Genomic DNA, 19,176 nt, shown 5'->3' with positions numbered 1-19,176 from the left:
GCATTGCTATCCAGCGCCGATTAAGACAAAGATTCCCCGATTCGTGTGAATGAATCGCGGCGCGATCCTGTCTACTCCCACATCCTAATATGAAAACACTCCGGCTTTTTGTTGTTCTGGCGGCTTTGGTCTTCGGGGGCGTCGTGGCGCCGTCGCCGGCCCGCGCTCGCGAGGCGATCTCCTTCGACTTTTTCTACGATTCGCTCGCGCCTTATGGCGACTGGATCAAGATCGGTGATTACGGCCCCTGCTGGCGGCCGACGAATGTCGATAAGGACTGGACTCCCTACTCCGATGGTTATTGGGCTTACACCGATGCCGGCTGGACCTGGGTGAGCTACGAGGATTTCGGCGGCATCGTCTATCATTATGGACGCTGGCTGCGCCTGGAAGATGAGGGCTGGTGCTGGGTGCCGGAATACGAATGGGCGCCCGCCTGGGTTTCCTGGCGGTCGAGCGATGACTATGTCGGCTGGGCGCCGTTGCCGCCCGAGGCGCGCTGGGAGCCCGAGGTGGGTATCAGCATCTGGGCCGATCAGACCTACGATATCGGTCCCGGTTACTACAGCTTTTGCCGGTCACGCGATTTCGGTGCGCCGGTCTTGCGCGGGGTCATTATCGATCGCGGGGAGAATATCACCATCCTCCGCGGCACAGTGAATATCACCAACATCACTTACAACCGCGGCTACGGTGGTGGACGCGTCATCTATAATGGCGGTCCTAATTACGAGAGGATCAATCGTTTCTCCGAGCGCCGCATTCCGGCCTTGAAGCTGGTGCAGAATAACAGCTTCGATTCCGAGCATTGGCGCGATCACCGCGGCCAGGGCGGCGGCAATGGCCTGCGCTCGCAGACCGTGGGCAATCAGCTCATCGTCACCGCGCCGCTCATGGCGGCGCCGAAAGACCGGTCCGCTTTCAAGGGGCAATTCAAGCGGGAGGTGGCCGGCGATAAGGTGTCCCACGGCTGGAATGGTGTGAAGGATCCCGAAGTGAAAAAGGAATTGCGCCAGGAAATCTCGCGGCAATCCAAGGGGCTCACCCCGGCGACCGCTCCCGCGCGCGCCGTGGCCGTCGCCGACTTGAAAGACGTGCCGGAGAAAGCGGACCCGAATGCCAAGGTCGTGACTGGCGAGAAGAGCGGCAAGCCGGGCAAAGGCCAGCGGCCGGACAGTGTTGTCGTGCAGCCGAACAACCCGCCGGCGAATGATCCCAAGGCCACCCCCTCGACCACTTCGGGCACCCCGGAGGCCGTCGCCAAGGACAAGGGCCGCTCGAAGAATCAGCCTGCAACCACGGACGCCGCACCAAAGGGCAACTCGAACTTGAAACCGTTCAATCCGACGACCGATACGAAGCAGCCGGATAATGCTCCCGCGGAAAAATCCACTCCGCGGCCCCGTGGCCCCGTCGCCGTCGAACCATCGGAGAAAGATCGCGCCAACGCGCAGCGGCAGGCCCAAATGGCCGAGCAGCAGAAGGAAAATGCCGCCCAGCAGGAAGCCGCCCGAGTCCGCGCGGAGGACGCCCGTCGTCGCCAGATCATCGAGCAGCAAAAGCGCCCGACCCAACCCGAAAGCAAGCCGCAGACGTTCGTTCCCCAGGAAAAGGACCAGACTCCGCCGCAGGGCAAGGGCCAGTTTCCTCCGCAGGGTAAAGGCCAGTTCCAGCAGCCAGAAAAGGGGCAGTTCCCGCCGCAGGGCAAAGGCCAGTTCCAGCCCCAGGAAAAGGGACAGAACCCGCCCAAGGACAAGGGGCAATCCGAGCCCAAGGGACAATCGCAACAGTTCGAGAAGCAGCCTGCCCAGCAGAACAATGCCCCGAAACAGGGTAGCAACCAGAAGTCCAAGGACAGCAAAGGCGACAGCAAAGGCGGTAGCAAAGACAGCGGCAGCGACAAAGATAAGGAAAAGAACTGAGCCGCTGCTGGATCGCGTCGGCATCCCGGCCGCGCCTTTGACTTTCTCTGGGTGTCATGCAATGCTGCGTGCGAGACTCGGGAAAGGGGAGGCGGGCTGGGCGCCTGGTGGGGAGGGAGAAGATGTGGGGTGTGGCCCGATGACGAATCCAGCAAAACGAAAGCCATGAAAATCCAACCAGTAGATTGCCTGACTGATTCCGGCCCGCGCGGGGCGATCACCTTCGCCAGAGTAAATCGCCTCCAGTCGTGCCTGATCGTGTCTAATCGTGCCTCTTTTTTTCTCCGCTCGCTTTTGCCAGTGAACGAGCGTTGCTCGGGACGGTCATACAGGGCAGCTCCTTTCTAGATCCTACCGAATCGCACCCAATCGCACCCATCGCAGCGAATCGCACCCATGGGGTCGTCCCTTCGACTCCCGTCGACAAACTAGGGAGCCACATTGCGTCCGCTCAAGCCCAATCAAGGCGGATCAAGCCCAGTAAAGCCTCCGAAATAACCACTCGCCAACCAAGGCCACCCATGCCAGCTTGCCCGACTTTCATGAAATTCCAAGGCTCCCTCCTGATCGCCCTTTCCCTATGTCTCGCGGCCCCCGCTTCCCTTTTGGCTGCGGACAAGAAGAAAGCGGCGGCTCCGCCGGCTCCTCCTGCGCCCACTGAAGCCCCGGCCGCCAAGCCTCTCGTCCTGCCCGATACCGTCGCCGTTGTCGAAGGTTCCGACGTCAAGAAAGAGGAGCTGATCAAGGCCTTCAACAACCTGCTCTCCGCCCGGAAGATGTCGCCGGACGCCATCCCCCCCGAACAGCGCCTCCAGGGCTACCACATGGTGCTCGATGAAATCATCATCGACAAACTGCTGGCCAAGCGCGCCGAAAAAACCGCGGTCACGGACGACGAAGTGAAGGCGCAATGGGAGCGGATCAAGGGCAATTTCGGCTCCGAAGAGGAGCTCAAGAAGCAAGTGGAAGCCGCCGGCGAAACCATCGACAAGGTGAAAAAAGGCCTGCACGACCGGATCGCTGAGGAGAACTGGATCAACGAGCAGATCAAGGACAAGGTGAACGTGACCGACGCCGACGCGGAAGACTTTTACAAGAAGAACCCCGAGCAATTCAAATCGCCCGAGCAGGTGCGCGCCAGCCACATCCTGGTGAAGGTGGACGCGACGGCGAAGCCCGAGCAGGTGGTCGAGAAGCAGAAGGCCGCCCAGGCCATCGCCGACCGGGTGAAGAAGGGCGAGGACTTCGGCAAGCTCGCCAAGGAACTCTCCGAGGATCCCAGCGCCAAGCAGAACAGCGGGGACCTCGATTTCTTCACCAAGGAAGCGATGGTGCCGGAATTTTCCAAGGCCGCCTTCGCCATGAAGAAGGACGAAATCAGCGACCCGGTGCGCAGCGAATTTGGTTTCCACGTGATCAAAGTGACCGACCGCAAGGACGCCGAGACGGTGACGCTGGAGAAAGCCAGGCCGCAACTCCTCGCCTATCTCAAGAACCAGAAGAAGCAGGCGGAGATCGAGAAGGTGGTGCAGGACGTTCGCGCCAAGGCGGATGTCAAAATCAACCTGCCCGAGCCTCCCGCCCCGCCCGCGCCCGCGCCGGGAGCCGCTCCGGCTCCGGAACCCGCGCCCGCGCCCGCGAAATAAGGGCGTGCGGATGTTTCCCGCAACCAGCGCAGTTGCGGTTGGTGGACGGTTTGCCGAATTAGGCATTGATGCGCGGCAGTTTCTTGGCCCAGACTTTTAACCCGAATGCGCCGCTTGCGGCGTTCATTGAGCAACCTTCATGTCACGCAAAGCTCGGAAAAATGTAGGGGTCATCGGTCTCGGCATCATCGGGTCCCGCGTCGCCGCGGGGCTGCGTACCGCCGGCTACCAGGTTTACGTCTGGAATCGCAGCGCCAGGCCGGCGCCGAATTTCCTCGGCTCGCCCGCGGAGATCGCCGAGTCCTCCGAGATCATCCAGATCTTTGTCGCGGATGCACAGGCGCTCTTCGATGTCGTCGAGGCGATGAGCGAGGTGCTCACGCCCAAGCACATCATCGTCTGCAACGCCACGGTCGGCCCGGAAGCCGTGCTCGAGGCCGCGCAGCTCGTGGAAGCCCGCGGCGCGCAATTCCTCGATGCGCCCTTCACCGGGAGCAAGATCGCCGCGGAAAAGCGCCAGCTCGTTTACTATGTGGGCGGGTCGGAGCCGGCGTTCCAGCGCGTGCGCCCGATTCTCGAGCTCACGAGCAAGAGCATCATCCGCATGGGCGAGATCGGCCATGCCGCCACCATCAAGGTGGTGACCAATATGATTTCGGCGGTTACGGCGCAGGTCCTCGCCGAGGCGCTTTCCATCGTCCAGAAGGCGGGCCTGGAGCCGGAGTTGCTCGCCGCCGCCATTGAGCAGAACGCCTGCCGCTCGGGCGTCATCGACCTCAAGCTGCCCAAGATGTTGAGCGGGGACTACGAGCCGCACTTTTCTCTCAAGCACATGTTCAAGGACGTGCAGCTCGGCATCCACATGGCCAATGCCCTCGACATCGAGATCCCCGCTACCACCGTCACGGCGGGGGTGATGTACGGCGCGCTCAACCAAGGTTGGGGCGACCTGGATTTTTCGGTGCTCTTCAAGAACTACACGCCGACCGAGGTCTTCGAGGAACTGCCGGCGGCGATCCAGCACGCGCTCGCGGGGCACGCCGCGCTGGAAGCCACGCCGGCGGAAGAAAGTGCGGACGCCGTCGAACCGGAGCCCGAGGCGCCCACCGGTTACGAGCCGGAAACCGAGAGCGGCGACGCCGCGCCGGAGCCCGCCGCGGTCATTCCGCCGCCGCCGATCGTCCCGACCCTCCAGCCGCCGACCATGCTCTCCGAGCAGGCGCCGGTGTCGAACGGGGCCTCCATGCGCGAAGCGGTCCCCACGGAGGAAGCGTCGCGGATCATCGAGGCGGTGCTCGCTCATGTCACTCACCAGCGCGGGGAGACGGGGGGCGTCGTCTACGAGAATCGCCGTCCATCTCCGGCCGTCGAAACCACGGATTTCCAGTCGAGCCAGGGGGCGCCGGAGGAAAAGCCCGCGGTCGCGATGGTCGTGGAACCGTCCGCCGCCGAAAGCAGCGAACCGCCGAAACCCGCCGACGCGGCGACGCCGGACCTGGCCGAGCAGAAAGCCGACGCCAAGCCCGTCAACTTCGTGCGCCGCTGGTTCGTCGGGCGTTCGCAAGGATAGCCGTGGCTGGTCCGAACGCTGCCGCGGCTGCCCTCTACCGTGAATGCCAGGCACGCGGCGGAGTCGCGGACCTTTCCGATCGCACGCAACTGGTCCTCACCGGTCCGGACCGCGTCCGTTACTTGAATGGGCAGGTGACCAGCGATGTGCGCAAGCTCCGCCCCGGCCACACGCAACTGGCCTGCGTGACCACCGCCAAGGGCAAGCTCTGCGCGGATGTGTTCATCACCGCGCAGGAGGAGGCGCTCTTCGTCGATGCCGAGGGCAGCGTGCGCGAGGCGTTGCTGGCCCGCCTGGAGCGCTACATCGTGGCGGATGACGTGGCCATCGAGGACGCCACCGAGACCCAGGCGCTCCTGCACTACATCAGCGCCGAGCCGCCGCCCTTTTCCAGCCTGGGACAAATCGCGGCCGCCCGTCGCCTGGGTCGCGACGGCTGGGATCTGCGCCTGCCTCGTCAGGAATTGATCGCCGTGCGCGAGCAACTGGTCGCCGGCCGCGTCGTCGTGGACGCCGCCTTGGCCGAGACGCTCCGCATTGAAGCCGGTATTCCCCGCTGGGGCCACGAGCTCGATGAGAACACGCTCCCGCCCGAAGCTGGCCTGGACCAGACGCATATCGACTACCACAAAGGCTGCTACATCGGCCAGGAAGTGATCTCCCGGTTGCGCAGCGTAGGGCACGTGAACCGCCAGCTCACCGGCTTCATCGCCGAGGGCGACGCTCCCCTTGCCGCCGGTCTCCGGCTCTTTGCCAAGGCCGAAGACACCGCTTCCATCGGGGTGCTCACCAGCGCGACCGACAGTTTTGCCTTGGAAAAACCGATCGCGCTCGGCTATCTCAAGCGCGGTTCGCCCACGGGCGCACTGCTTGCCCGCCCGGATGGAGCGAACGGCCCCACGGTCGTCGTCACTGCCCGGGCCTTGCCCTTCGCTTCATGAAAAAACTTCTCCTCACTGCCTGCGTCGCCGCGACCGCGCTTTCCGCCGTTCGTGCGGACGATGTCGCCCTCCTCACCCTCAAAGTCGGCAAGGACAAGACGCCCAAGCAGGTGGCCATCGAGTTCTACGAGGGCGACGCCCCGCAGACCGTCGAGAATTTCAAGAAGCTCGCCCGCAAAAAATTCTACAACGGCCAGGCCTTTCACCGCGTCTTCCCGGACACGCTCGTGCAGACGGGCGACCCGCTGAGCAAGGGGAAGGATCGCGCCAAGGTCGGCACCGGCGGCCCCGGCTACACGCTCCCGCCGGAGATCCATCACAAGCACACCAAGGGCGCGATCGCCGCAGGCCGGTTGCCCGACAAGATCAACCCCGGCCGCCTTTCGAACGGCAGCCAGTTCCTCATCTGCCTCGCGCCCATGCCCTCCTACGACGGCCAGTACACCGTCTTCGGCAACGTCATCTGGGGCCTGGACACGCTCAACGCGATCAGCGAACTGCCGGTCGACACCAACGACAACCCTGTCCAGCGCGTGGAGATCAAGTCGATCAAAGTCATGCCGCGCGAGAAACTTCCGGCGCAGCCTGTGCCGGGCCCGCCTCCTGCACCGGCGAAAAAGCGCTGGTATCAAATTTTCTAGAAAGAGGCGCTTGCGGCCTCCGGAAGTCGCACGTATAAAGCGCTCCCCTTTCACACGGGTAGGTACCGAAGTGGCCAAACGGGGCGGACTGTAAATCCGCTGGCTTACGCCTTCAGTGGTTCGAATCCACTCCTGCCCATTCTCTCTTAAACCCTGATAAACTCAGGCTTTCGAGGCTTTCGTTCAGGAACTTCATTCCTCCACGTAGAAACGCATACTCCGGCATTCGGACGGATACTTTTGACACTTTTTGACACTTGGTCCGTGGAGATCCGCTGGCCTGAAACAAGTCAAAGAGCTGCGAGCCTCTGGAAATTGCCGTTTCTCTTCGGTTCGCCCGCCATCGCACCCCTCATCTGGCGCGCACCTGGGCTACTTCGTGACGCAACCTTTGGGGAGGGTCGATGAGCGTCAGGGCAGCGTTGCGCGGCGAATCCAACTGGGTCAGCAATCAGGAGATGGGCCTGACCTTGAGCGGCATCCATGGCCTGGATTGATCCAATTTTGGTGCAGTCCGCGCGAAAGCGCACCAGTGCGAAACAATTTTGTCATGCGTTGTCATGCGCGAGGGAAATTTCCTGGCCATCGCTGAGGTCTTAAATCGAGAGTTCGGATATCGAAGGCATCCTTCTGTCGCGGACGGTCGTTGAAGGCGCGGAGCGATGCGCTGTGGCGAGTTTCGCTCCCAAAATCTCCGAGCTATCATCCCGGCGTATTGCCCGACCTACGAGGTCACCCCGTGGACGATCAGCGCCGCCGCCGTGCGATTCTCCACGCCCAGTTTCGCCAGGATGCGCTCGACGTGGAGCTTGGTGGTGCCGGCGGTCAATCCGAGGATGATGGATATCTCGGAATTCGATTTGCCCTCGGCGAGCCAGCGGAGCACTTCTTTTTCGCGCGGGGTGAGGCCGAAACACTCCAACCGCCGGGCGATGGCCGCGCCGTTTTCCTCGCTGAGCAGGAGCAGACAACGATCTTCACTCGCCGCCCGCCGCAGGTAAAGCCGGTCCGGGCCGTTGGCCACGACCAGGGGCTCTTCGCTGGCTTCGGCTGTCCCTGCGGAAAGCCACTCAAGCACGCGATGCGGCAGGCTGGGCGTATTCGTCTTCGGAATCGGGACGTAGCGGGCGAGGCATTCGAAAGCGCCGGGTGTGGAGTGGATTACCTCCCCATCATGATCGGTAGCGATCACGCCTACGCCACTTTCGCGCAACACAGCGTGGAGATCGATCTGCCGGCTCTCTTGGCCGGCAATTTCCGCAGTGCGCAGATAGGCCTGCACGATATGGGGCCGTACCAGGTTGAGGCGTAGACGGTCATTTTCCGTAAAGTTGCGTTCCTGGCGATTGAAGGCGATCCCGATCATGAAGCCGGGCGAAATCCGCACCGCGAAGGAGAGTTGATCTTCCACCGCTACGTGCTGATAGCAGTCGCGATAGAGCGCCCGCTGGTGATATTCCTGAGTGCTCAGAAAATCGGAAATCTTCAGTGCTTGTCCATCGCCGGTCTTATCGAAATAGGTGATAACCGGATGCTCGTGCATCAAGCCGGCGAAGTTTGCGTACAAGCCACTCTCGATATCCTCGCGCGGCGGGTCAAAGACGACGACGAATCGTTGGCGCTGGAGGTCGACCTCATTATAACCGGCGAGATAGCAACTCACCAGCTTGCGTAACTCCGCCAGGACGTGGCGCGGAAAATCCTCGAGCTGTCGACAGCGGTGGATCGCCTGAATGCAATCCAAGATTTGTTCGTAATCCGCGTCAGAAAGGAGATTTTTCAACGGCGTTCGAGAGGTTGATGGCCCTCGCCGGGATGCAAGCAGATAGAGGTGTGCTGTGGCAAGTTCACTCGCAAATTCTCCGAGTTATCAGCCGGCCTGATGCCCGGCCTGCGAGGTCACGCCGTGGACGATCAGCGCCGCTGCCGTGCGATTCTCCACGCCCAGTTTCGCCAGGATGCGCTCGACGTGCAGTTTTACGGTGCCTGCGGTCAATCCCAGGCTCGTGGAGATTTCGGAATTCGCTTTCCCCTCCGCCAGCCAGCGTAAGACTTCGCCCTCTCGCGGCGTCAGACCGAAGCGCTCGAGCCGCTGCGCGATGGCCAGCCCGTTTTCCTCGCTGAGCAGGAGTAGCCAGCGCTCTTCGCTCCGGACACGCCGCACGATGAGCTTGGCGAGATCGTGCATGAGGACGAAGGGCGCGTGAGCGTCGGTCGACGTGTCGGCGGCCAGCCATTCCGTCAGTCGGCGGGGCAGGCGCGGTGGATCGGTCTTGGAATTGGGCAGGTACTGGGCGAGGCATTCGAGGGCGCCAGGCGTAGAGTGGGCGACGAGTCCGTCCCGATCGGTGGCGATGACCCCGAGGCCGCTCTCCCGCAAGACCGCGTGCAGATCGACCTGACGTTGCGTGTGGCCGGTAAGTTCCGCCGCATAAAGATAAGCCTGCACGATGTGCGGGCGCATGAGGTTCAGGCGCAAGCGATCCTTCTCCGAAAAGCTGCGCTCGCCGCGATTGAACGCAATCCCAATCATGAAACCTGGCGAGATCTGGACGGCAAAGGAGATTTGATCCTCAGCGCCGATATGTTTGTAGAAGTCGCGATAAATCGCCCGTTGATGGTATTCCCGTGCCGTCAGAAAGTCGGAAATCTTGAGTGCCTGGCCGTCGCCCGTCCTGTCAAAATAGGTGATGACCGGATGCTCATGCATGAGCCTGGCAAACGGCTCGAGAGCCGCGGGGCTTATTTCCGGGCGGGGCGGCTCGAAGACCACGATGATGCGATTCCGCGGGAGATCGACCTCATTGTAACCCGCCACATTGCAGTCGATTATCTTCCGTAACTCAGTGAGCACGTGCTGCGGAAACTCATCCAGTTTGCGGCACCGGTGGACGCCCTCGATGCAGTCGAGGACCTCCTGATATTCGGCATCGGACAAGCGATTCTTCACCAAGGATTGTTAGGGCAAACGCCCTGTGCATAGCTATATGCCGAACGGCATATAGGCAAACAAGGCTAATTCCGGCAGAATCCGCACTTTATGCCCAGTGACTGGACGAGCAATTCTCCGATGAGCGGAAATCCCCGCCGTGCCAGCGACCCTGCGAGATCTCGTGGTGATTCGATCCAGAATCAAAACAGAGTGTTTTACAAATGAAATGCCGATTACTCTTCATTCTCAATGGTTCCATCCTACTGTTGTGCGGCGCACCGGCGCAGGCTCAATCGCTGTGGAACAATGCCGGGACCAGCAACTGGTTTACCCCCGGCAACTGGACGCCGAGCGGGGCACCGGACACCAATATCAAGGCGCAGATCAACAATGGGGGGACGGCTCAGATTGCCGCCACCGGCGCGGCGGCCAATACCCTGATCCTGGGCAATGCGACGGGCGAAAGCGGCACCCTGAACATCTCCGGGGCTGGGCAGTTGACGATCAACGCTGCCACGGGCTTTTTCATTACTGTCGGTGAGAGCGGCACGGGCACACTCAATGTCTCCGCGGGTGGAGCTATTTTGAGTGCTCCCGTCTTCACTATCGGCAACATGGCGGGTTCCGTCGGCACGGTGACGGTGACGGGCGTCGGTTCGGCAATCCTTTCCCAGTTTCAGCTTGAGGTCGGTCGCAGCGGCACGGGCACATTGAATCTTTTCGATGGCGCCACGGTTACCGCTCAAGGGGCTTTCGACGTCGGCAACGGTACTGGTGCGGGACATCTGAATGTGGATGGCACTACCGCGAATCTGACCACGCTGAACCTTTCGAGCGTCAACATCGGGGGGACCACGCTGGGCGGCACCGGTGATGTCACCGTCACCGGCACGAATGCCAAGCTGAACGCCACCGCCGGCCTCGACGTGGGTTCTGCCGGCACTGGAACGCTGACCATGTCCGCCGGGGCCAAGGGCAACGCCACGGCGCTGCTCATCGGCGACGACGGTACGGGCACAGTTACGCTCACGGATACGGGCACCGCTTTGACGCTCACTGGCTTCACGGCCAAAGTCACCGTGGGAAATACCACCACTGCGAACCTGAACATCCAAGCTGGCGCCACACTTACCAGCCTCAACGGCGTGGTGGGGCAGACTCCGGGCAGCGTGGGAACGGTGACCATCACCGGGACGGGCTCGACATGGACCATCGGCGCAACCAATGGATTCCTCACCGGGCGATCGAGCCAGCCCGGTGGCACCGCCGCGATCAATGTTCTGAATGGTGGCAAACTCTCAGCCCAAAATCTGAGTGCTTACACCGATACCACGATCAAGGTGGACGGCGTGGGGTCTCAGCTTTCCCTGCCCAACGATTCCGGGGCTGCTATTAATAAGTCACTTTTCCTGGGCTCGGTCGGCACCAACAAGCTGGATGTGACCAATGGCGGCACGCTGACCACGGGCGCCACTATCCTCACGACGACCGCCGGCTCCAGCCTTGTGGTGAATGTGTCGGGCACCGGCTCGAATTGGACGCTGACCCCGCTGGTCGGAACTCCCACGACCCAGTTTGGCGGCGCAGGTGCGGCCACCTTTACGGTCTCCAACGGCGGCAGTTTCACCTACACTCAGGACGGATTCTTCAATGTGGACGCGACGGGCGCCGGCACGGCGAGCCTGACGGTGAGCAGCGGCGGCACCTTCACTGTCAAAACCACCGCGGTGAACTCGGGTATTTTGCGCATCGGGCAGGATGGCACGGGCTCGCTCATGATTGATTCCGGAGGCATCGTCAACACGGGGCATACCTACGTGGGCGAAGACACCGGTGCCGTCGGCACGGTGACCGCGACCGGCGTGGGCACCATTTGGAACGCCAGTGACCTGCAAGTCGGGACCATTGGTGGTCACGGCACCGTGACCGTCTCCGGAGGCGCCACTTTGAACGGGGACGCTGTCATTGGCGGGTCGGCGGCCAACCCGACGGGCACCGGACAAATGACGGTGACTGGCAGTGGCACGACGTGGATCATTAGCCCCACCCCGACGAATAACTTCGTCTTCGTGGAAAAGAACGGCTCATTGAGCATTCTCGCCGGGGCCACAGTCACCGGCAACCTAACGGCCGGCACGGGCGGTTTCAACGGCACCATCTTGATCGACGGCATCGGCACCCACGTGAACGGTGGAAGCTTGTCTAGCGACGGCACCGGTTCCATTACCATTCAAAATCAGGCGGTAGTCTCGGGTACGAGCACGGGCCTGGGGCAAAATGAAGGCGCCAATTCTCTCGTCACCGTCGACGGTGTGGGCACGCAATGGAACATGACGGGCAATGCGTTTATGGGCAGCAATGGAACCGTCACCGTGAATATCCAGAACGGCGCTCATGTCTCCAGCAATCAGCTTTATCTTGGCTATGACAAGAATGCGGACAACACCGGCGGAAATGGCATCGTCAATGTCACCGGCACAGGATCTTCCCTGGCGGCGAACAGCTTCCTGCGGGTCGCGGACTATTTCTTCACTGGCGGCACCCTGACGATTTCCCAAGGTGGAACCGTGACCAGCGTATCTGGCGGCACCGCCGGCACCGCCAGCGGCCTCGCCAGCACCAACAATGCGACCGGAACCATTGTCGTGACCGGTGCGGGTTCGAGCTGGACGAACACAGGCGACATCTATGTGGGGAATAGCGGCACGACCGGTGTAGGGACCCTCACCGTGGCCAGCTCCGGGGCGGTGTCGGTGACCGGCGCGACGTCTATCAACGCCACCAGCACTTTGAACATCGGCAACGGCGCAACCGCCGGCACCTTCAGTTCCGCCTCGGTGGCGAACAGCGGCCTCATCCATTTCAACCTCACGGACTCCGTAAACTACTCTGCGCCCACCTCGGGCACGGGCACGGTGGTCAAGGATGGCGCGGGCACCGTCACCATTCTCGGCACGCACACTTACACCGGCACCACCACGATCAACGACGGCTTGTTTGTCGTCAACGGCACGCTGGGCAACACCGCGGTCACAGTCAATAATGGAGGCCGCCTCGGCGGTTCGGGCGCGATCGCGGGGCCGGTCACGATCGCCAACGGTGGCACCCTCGCACCGGGCAACAGCCCCGGCACGATCACGGTGGGAACGCTGACTCTGAATAGCGGCTCGATCGAAAATTACGAGTTGGCCACGCCGAATGTGGTCGGCGGCGGGGTCAACGATCTCACGATCGTGAATGGCAACCTCACGCTTGACGGCACACTCAACGTGGCCGGTCTCGGCGGCTTCGGCGCCGGCGTTTACCGCCTGTTCAATTTTACGGGGACGCTGACCGACGATGGGCTGAGCCTGGGCACTTTGCCGGCGGGATTCACCTACACGGTGGATACTGGCACAGCCAACCAGATCAACCTGGATGTGGTCGCGCTTGCCGCGCTATCCTATTGGAATGGCTCCCACACCACGCCCAACGGCGCGGTCAATGGCGGGACTGGCACGTGGGACAACACGACCACGAACTGGACCGAGGGCACTGGCGTGACGAGCGGGCCGTGGGCCGGCACGATGGGCATCTTCGCGGGCAGCGCGGGCACGGCGACTCTCGGGGCCAATATCAGCTTTACCGGCCTGCAATTCTCCACCGACGGTTACACGATCAATCAAGATGCCGGCCATGCCTTCACCCTCATTCCCACAGGTCCGGCGACGGTAACGGTCGACCCCGGCTTGACCGCGACGATCGCTGCCCCGATCACCGGCAGCGGTGGCCTCACCAAGAGCGGCACCGGCGTATTGATCCTCAGCGGCACCAATACTTATAACGGTGCGACGGCCGTCCAGGCCGGCCATCTTCAGCTCTTCCATGGTAGCGGCGGTTCCTTCGGTTTTGCCAGCAATGTCACGGTCAGCGCCGGAGCCTTTCTCGATCTGAATCAAATCACCGGTTTCACTGGTACTTTCAGCAATAACGTGACCAACGACGGCACCGTCGAAGCCATCAATGGCGGGGGCGGAGGAACGATCCTGGATACGGGAACCATCACTGGCGGGGGCCAGCTCGTCGTGGGCCTGAACGGCGCCACTACAGTCGCCGGCGCCGCCTTGATTCTCGCTAATACGAACAGTTATTCGGGCGGCACCCGGATCACGGGTGCGGGCAGCACCTTGCAGGTGGGCAATGGCGGGACTGCGGGTTCTGTGGGCTCCGCGGATGTGGTCGTCGATAACGGCGGCACTTTGGGCATCACCCGCGTCCCCGGAAACACCTTCTCTAACAACGTGACGAATGGCATCGGCGGAACGGGCTTCGCCAATTTCGGGTCGGGCTTTGGCGTCGCTTCGCTCACGGTTTCGGGCACCGTGACCGATGGCGCTGCGGGAAACGTGAGCGTCACCGTCGGAACCAATTTCGGAGGGCCTGTCATCTTCACCAATCCTGGCAATACCTACAGCGGGATCACGTCCATTTTTTCGGGCGCCCTGCAGATCGGGACCGCCGGTCAGGCGGGCTCGATGGGTTCGGGAAGCGTCTTTCTCGATGGCGGCGCCACGCTCACTATTGCCAACATCGGCGGGCCGGTCGCGAACACGCTGTCCAATAATGTGCGTGGCCCCGACTCTTTCGGGACCGGATCCGTGACGGTCAATTCCTCCAACACGAATACTCTTTCGGGCAACTTCATCGACGGCTCTGCGGCAAAACTGACCTTCGCGCAGGGCGGGCCTGGCACCACAATCCTGACGGGGACGAGCACGTACACCGGGGCGACCACGATCAATGGCGGCCTTCTTCGGGTGGATGGGTCGTTGGGTGCGACCTCGGTCGCGGTGAACAACGGTGGTACTCTGGGCGGCATCGGAATCATTACGGGCGCCGTCACCGTCAACTCGGGCGGCATCCTCGCCCCGGGCGACAGTCCCGGCACGATCACCGTGGGCCCGCTGACTCTGAACGCCGGCTCGATCGAGAATTATGAATTGGGCACGCCCAATGTGGTGGGTGGCGCGACGAACGATCTCACCATCGTGAATGGCGCCTTCACGCTCGATGGCACCCTCAACGTCACGAACGAGGTAGGCTTCGGTGTGGGCGTCTATCGTCTCTTCACCTACACCGGCGCCCTCACCAATAACATCCTCGATCTCGGCACGCTGCCGGGAGGCTTCAATTACGTCATCGATACGAGCATCGCCAACCAGGTGAATCTCGACGTGAGCGCTGTCGGCGCGACCTTCACCTATTGGAATGGGGCGCACACCACGCCCAATGGCACGGTCAACGGCGGCACCGGCACCTGGAATACGACGACGACGAATTGGACGGATGTCAACGGGAACAGCAGCGGCGCGTGGGCCAATGGCAGCGTGGCGCACTTCACGGGCGCGTCGGGCACGGTCACCCTGGGCGCGAATATCACCGCAACCGAGATTCAATTCCTCGCCGGCTCGGGCGCTTACACTATCACCGCCGCGCCCAATACTTCGTTGACTGTCGATGGCGTCGGCATCACCAATAACTCGGGTATTGCGCAGCATTTTGTCGCCGACTCCTCGGCGGCGGGAAACGGCCAGGTCATTTTCAATCTCGGCGCCGTCGCGGGCGACAGTAACACCGATTACACCGCGATCGGTAACTCCACCGTCAATGGCACGGGCGGCCGGATCATCTTGAACAACAACTCCAAGGCCGGCACTGCGACCTTCACGAATACCTCCGGTGCGGCCGGTCCGAACACGGCGGGCAGCACATCCTTCCACGACAACGCCAGCGCGGATCACGGCACTTTCAACAACAACGGTGGAACGGCCAGCGGAGTCGGCGGGGGAAGGACGGATTTTTTCGATACTTCGCACGCCAGCGCCGCGCACCTCACTAACAACGGCGGCACAGCCGCGAGTGCGGGCGGCGGCACCACAGTCTTCCACCTGGGAACGTCCGCGGAAAACAGCGTGATCACGAACAATACCGGCACCGTCGCCGGCACGTCGCTCAACCGCACGGGCGCCGGAACCACGGTCTTTCAAGACACCGCCACGGCCGGCAGCGCGACCATCACGAACAACCCGGTGTCCGTGCTCGATTCGGACGCTGGGGCGACCTTCTTTCACGACAATGCGACGGCTGCGACCAGTCACATCACCAATAGCGGCGGTACCCTTTTCAACTTCCTCAACGGCGGTGGCGGCCTGACCCAATTCTTCGACACCGCGACCGCGGGCAGTGCGTCGATCTCCAATTCCGCCGGTACCTTGATCGGAGTCGGCGGCGGCACGACGGTTTTCGCGAACAGCTCCCAAGCGGGCACCGCGACGATCACGAACGACGGTGGCACGCTCGCGGGAGGACAGGGCGGCGTTACTTTTCTGGACAACACCGCGACCGCCGGCACGGCGACTTTCATCAATCAAGGCGCCGTCGTCGCGAGCGCGCGCGGCGGGCGGACCGCCTTCCTGGGCACTTCCACGGCGGCCGACGCGACGCTCGTCGCCAATGGCGGGAGCGGCGGTGGCCCAGGCGGCGAGGTCGAGTTCTTCGACGACTCCACGGGCGGCACGGCGGCCGTGCAGCTTTTCGGCAACGGCCAGTTGGACATCAGCGGGCACAACGCCTCCGGCGTCGCCATCGGATCCCTCGAGGGCAGCGGTCTCGCTTTTCTCGGTGCGCGCAATCTCACGGTCGGCAGCACCAATGTGGACAAACTATTTTCCGGCGTCATTCAGGATAACGGCTTCAGCGGTGGGACCGGCGGCTCGTTTACCAAGGTGGGCACCGCCCTTCTCAATCTCACGGGTAGCAATACCTACACCGGCGCCACAACCGTCAACGGCGGCACCCTGGCCGTCAATGGTTCGCTGGCCGCAGCCAGTCAAGTTACCGTTAACAGCACCGCCACGCTTGCCGGCACGGGCACGGTCGGCGGATCGGTCACCCTCTCCGGCGGCGGCATCCTGTCGCCGGGCAATAATGGCGTGGGGACGCTGACCACGGGCGCGCTCACCGCCAGCAGCGGTTCCCAGTTCAACTACGAACTGGCGGCGCCGAGCAGCGCCCACGATCTCACCGAAGTCACCGGCAATCTCACCTTGGGCGGGGCCGCGCTCAACATCACGGGCCTGCCCGGCTTCGGCATCGGCACCTACCGCATCCTCGACTACACCGGCACCCTGCTGGGTTCCACGCTGAACATCGGCACCGCACCCCTCGGCTATCTCTACACGGTCGATACGAGTATCGCCCAGCAGGTCAACCTCGACGTCGCCGGTGGCGGTCCCCTGCCTATCGCCTATTTCAATGGCTCTCACCTCGCCCCGAACGGCGTGGTCAACGGCGGCAGCGGCGTGTGGGACAACACCACCACGAATTGGACCGACGAGACCGGCAATGTCTTCGGCACTTGGGGCGGTGGAATCGGATTTTTCAGCGGCCGCCCGGGCACGGTGGATGTCGGATCGAATGTGGACTTCACCGGTCTCGAGTTCGTGACCAACGGTTATGTGATCAACGGGCATGGCTTCCTGCTCAATGGCGTGGGCCCGGTCACCATCCTCACCGATCCCAATGTCGTGGCGACGATCAATGCCGCCATCAGCGCGCCGGGTGGTTTGACCAAGCTGGGTACCGGTTCGCTGTTCCTCAACGGCTCGCTCTTCGGCAACCTCCAGTTGTTGCAGGGTTTGATGGGCGGCAACTTCTCCGTCTTCGGCAATCTTTTCAACGCCGCCACCTTGAGCCCCGGCCATTCCCCTGGCGCGGTCCATGTGAGCGGAAACTATACGCAGGCGCCCACCGGCCTGTTGAGGATCGATATCGGCGGGCGCGAGATCAGCCAGCACGACCTGCTTTCGGTGGGCGGAGTCGCCGATCTCGACGGCACGCTCCAACTCCTCCGGCTGAATCACTTCAAGCTCAAGCGCCACAAACCGGTCACCTTCCTTACTGCTGCCGGCGGCGTCCGTGGCGAATTCGACAATGTGATCAGCGACTTCACCAGCGACACGATCCTCCAGCCGACGGTCATTTATCGTGCGAACAGCGTGGCGCTCGAAGCGGTGCAGGGGCTGTTCGCCAGCCTCGATGGTCTCACCGTGAACCAGAAGTCAGTGGCCCGTGCGCTGGATAGCGCAGCGAACGACCGCCGGGCGAACTCGCTCTTCGACTATCTCGATTACCGCAAACTGAGCGAGATCCCGAAAGATCTCGATAAGATCGCGCCTGAGGAACTCACATCGGTGTTCACCATCGGCGTCTCCCTGGCCAACGTGCAATCGGGCAACATTCAGCGCCGCACCGATGACATCCGCAGCGGCTCCGGTGGATTCAACGCCGCCGGTCTAGCCGTCAACGGCACCGGTCCGAGCTACAGCGGTTCCTTTCGCACCGGCGTCGCCGGTCCCAACGGTGCTGAAATTCGCGGCGGCGGCAAAGAGGTCAAAGAGACCAAGGCAGTGGTCCCTGCCGAAGATCGCTGGGGTGCGTTCCTCTCCGGCACCGGCGAATGGGTGAGCGTGGGCAACACCGACAACGCCCGCGGCTACGACCTGACCAGCGGCGGCTTCACCCTCGGCATCGACTACAAGGTCACGCCTAACTTCGCCATCGGTCTCGCGGCGGGTTACACCGGCACCACCGCCGATCTCGTCGATCGCGGCCGGGTCTATGTCAACGGCGGCAAGATCGGCCTCTACGCCACGTTCTTCCAGAACGAGCAGGCGGCGGCCCCGACGATGTCGAAAGACTCCAAAGAATTGGTTCCCGCTAGGCCCAGCATTGCCAAGGGCTTCTACGCCGACATGGCCGTCTTCGGCGGCTACAACAGCTACGATACCCGCCGGAGCGCCCTGCAAGGCGAGGCCCGCGGCGACACCGATGGCGGCGAGCTCAACGCTCTCTTCGGCATGGGCTACGACATTAAGAAAGGCGGCCTGACCTTCGGCCCCACCGCTTCCTTCAATTACACCTACCTCGGGACCAACGATTTCACCGAGCACGGCTCGCTCGCTCCGCTGAACGTCCACGGCGGCAAGGGTGAGTCCTTGCGCAGCGCCTTCGGTCTCAAGGCCAGCTACGACTGGAAAGTCGGGGGCATCCTCATTAAGCCGGAGATTCGCGCTGCCTGGCAGCACGAGTACGGCGATTCCGCTTACGAACTCGGCTCCAATTTCGCCAATGGCGCAGGCAATTCGTTCACCGTCGCCGGACCGCAGCTTGGCCGCGACAGCGTCTTGCTCGGCGCCGGCTTCGCCATCCAGTTCAATGAGCGCATGTCGACTTACTTCTACTACGACGGCGAACTGGGGCGGAAGAACTACCAGTCCACCAGCGTCACCGGCGGCTTCCGTGTCGCATTCTGACCAAGGTCACGCCTTGCCCCTTTGCTCTGCATCATCGAGGTGTTTCCTTGTCGGAACGAATAAGTTCCTGCGCTTGCAAATACACGTCGCGATCAGCCTAATCGCCCGCAAACGCGAAGATGCGAGCGCGAACCGATAAATCGCGTAGCCTCGCCTTGCTGGTTGCCCCAA

8 protein-coding genes and 1 tRNA gene are annotated in these 19,176 nt (G+C 62.4%); 7 read left to right on the top strand and 2 right to left on the bottom strand.

Going from position 1 to position 19,176, the window contains the following annotated elements:
• The first annotated feature begins 89 nt into the window (after positions 1-89).
• The 6 genes from ABJF10_RS07465 to ABJF10_RS07440 all read left to right on the top strand — a co-directional run bounded on the left by ABJF10_RS07465 (position 90) and on the right by ABJF10_RS07440 (position 6,859).
• Positions 90-1,922, top strand: a complete 1,833-nt coding sequence (locus ABJF10_RS07465; RefSeq protein WP_348543910.1) for a DUF6600 domain-containing protein — start codon at positions 90-92, stop codon at positions 1,920-1,922.
• A gap of 542 nt (positions 1,923-2,464) precedes the next feature.
• Positions 2,465-3,568, top strand: coding sequence for a peptidylprolyl isomerase (locus tag ABJF10_RS07460; RefSeq protein WP_348543909.1), 1,104 nt, complete (start codon positions 2,465-2,467; stop codon positions 3,566-3,568).
• A gap of 139 nt (positions 3,569-3,707) precedes the next feature.
• Positions 3,708-5,138: an NAD(P)-dependent oxidoreductase gene (locus tag ABJF10_RS07455; RefSeq protein WP_348543908.1), complete on the top strand. Its 1,431-nt coding sequence runs from the start codon at positions 3,708-3,710 to the stop codon at positions 5,136-5,138.
• A 2-nt stretch (positions 5,139-5,140) separates the two neighbouring features.
• Positions 5,141-6,079 carry a glycine cleavage T C-terminal barrel domain-containing protein gene (locus tag ABJF10_RS07450; protein ID WP_348543907.1) on the top strand — a complete coding sequence of 313 codons (939 nt, stop codon included), beginning with the start codon at positions 5,141-5,143 and terminating at the stop codon, positions 6,077-6,079.
• Positions 6,076-6,720, top strand: a complete 645-nt coding sequence (locus ABJF10_RS07445; RefSeq protein WP_348543906.1) for a peptidylprolyl isomerase — start codon at positions 6,076-6,078, stop codon at positions 6,718-6,720. Before ABJF10_RS07450 ends, ABJF10_RS07445 begins: the two co-directional genes overlap by 4 nt.
• A 56-nt stretch (positions 6,721-6,776) precedes the next feature.
• Positions 6,777-6,859: transfer RNA gene (locus tag ABJF10_RS07440), tRNA-Tyr, on the top strand.
• A gap of 585 nt (positions 6,860-7,444) precedes the next feature.
• On the opposite strand, the gene ABJF10_RS07435 is transcribed toward ABJF10_RS07440, so the two are convergent.
• Positions 7,445-8,503: a LuxR C-terminal-related transcriptional regulator gene (locus ABJF10_RS07435; RefSeq protein ID WP_348543905.1), complete on the bottom strand. Its 1,059-nt coding sequence runs from the start codon at positions 8,501-8,503 to the stop codon at positions 7,445-7,447.
• A gap of 87 nt (positions 8,504-8,590) precedes the next feature.
• A complete protein-coding gene (locus ABJF10_RS07430) occupies positions 8,591-9,670 on the bottom strand; it encodes a helix-turn-helix transcriptional regulator (RefSeq protein ID WP_348543904.1) in 1,080 nt (359 codons plus the stop codon).
• Positions 9,671-9,873: 203 nt separating this feature from the next.
• Here ABJF10_RS07430 and ABJF10_RS07425 point away from each other — a divergent pair, with 203 nt between their 5' ends.
• Complete coding sequence (locus ABJF10_RS07425; RefSeq protein WP_348543903.1) at positions 9,874-19,005, top strand: autotransporter-associated beta strand repeat-containing protein; 9,132 nt, start codon at positions 9,874-9,876, stop codon at positions 19,003-19,005.
• Positions 19,006-19,176 lie beyond the last annotated feature (171 nt).

This window comes from Chthoniobacter sp. (assembly GCF_040003245.1).
In the GTDB taxonomy this organism is placed as follows: Bacteria; Verrucomicrobiota; Verrucomicrobiia; order Chthoniobacterales; family Chthoniobacteraceae; genus Chthoniobacter.
Note: the sequence above shows the minus strand (reverse complement) of the source record. Positions and strands in the feature narration are given on the sequence as shown.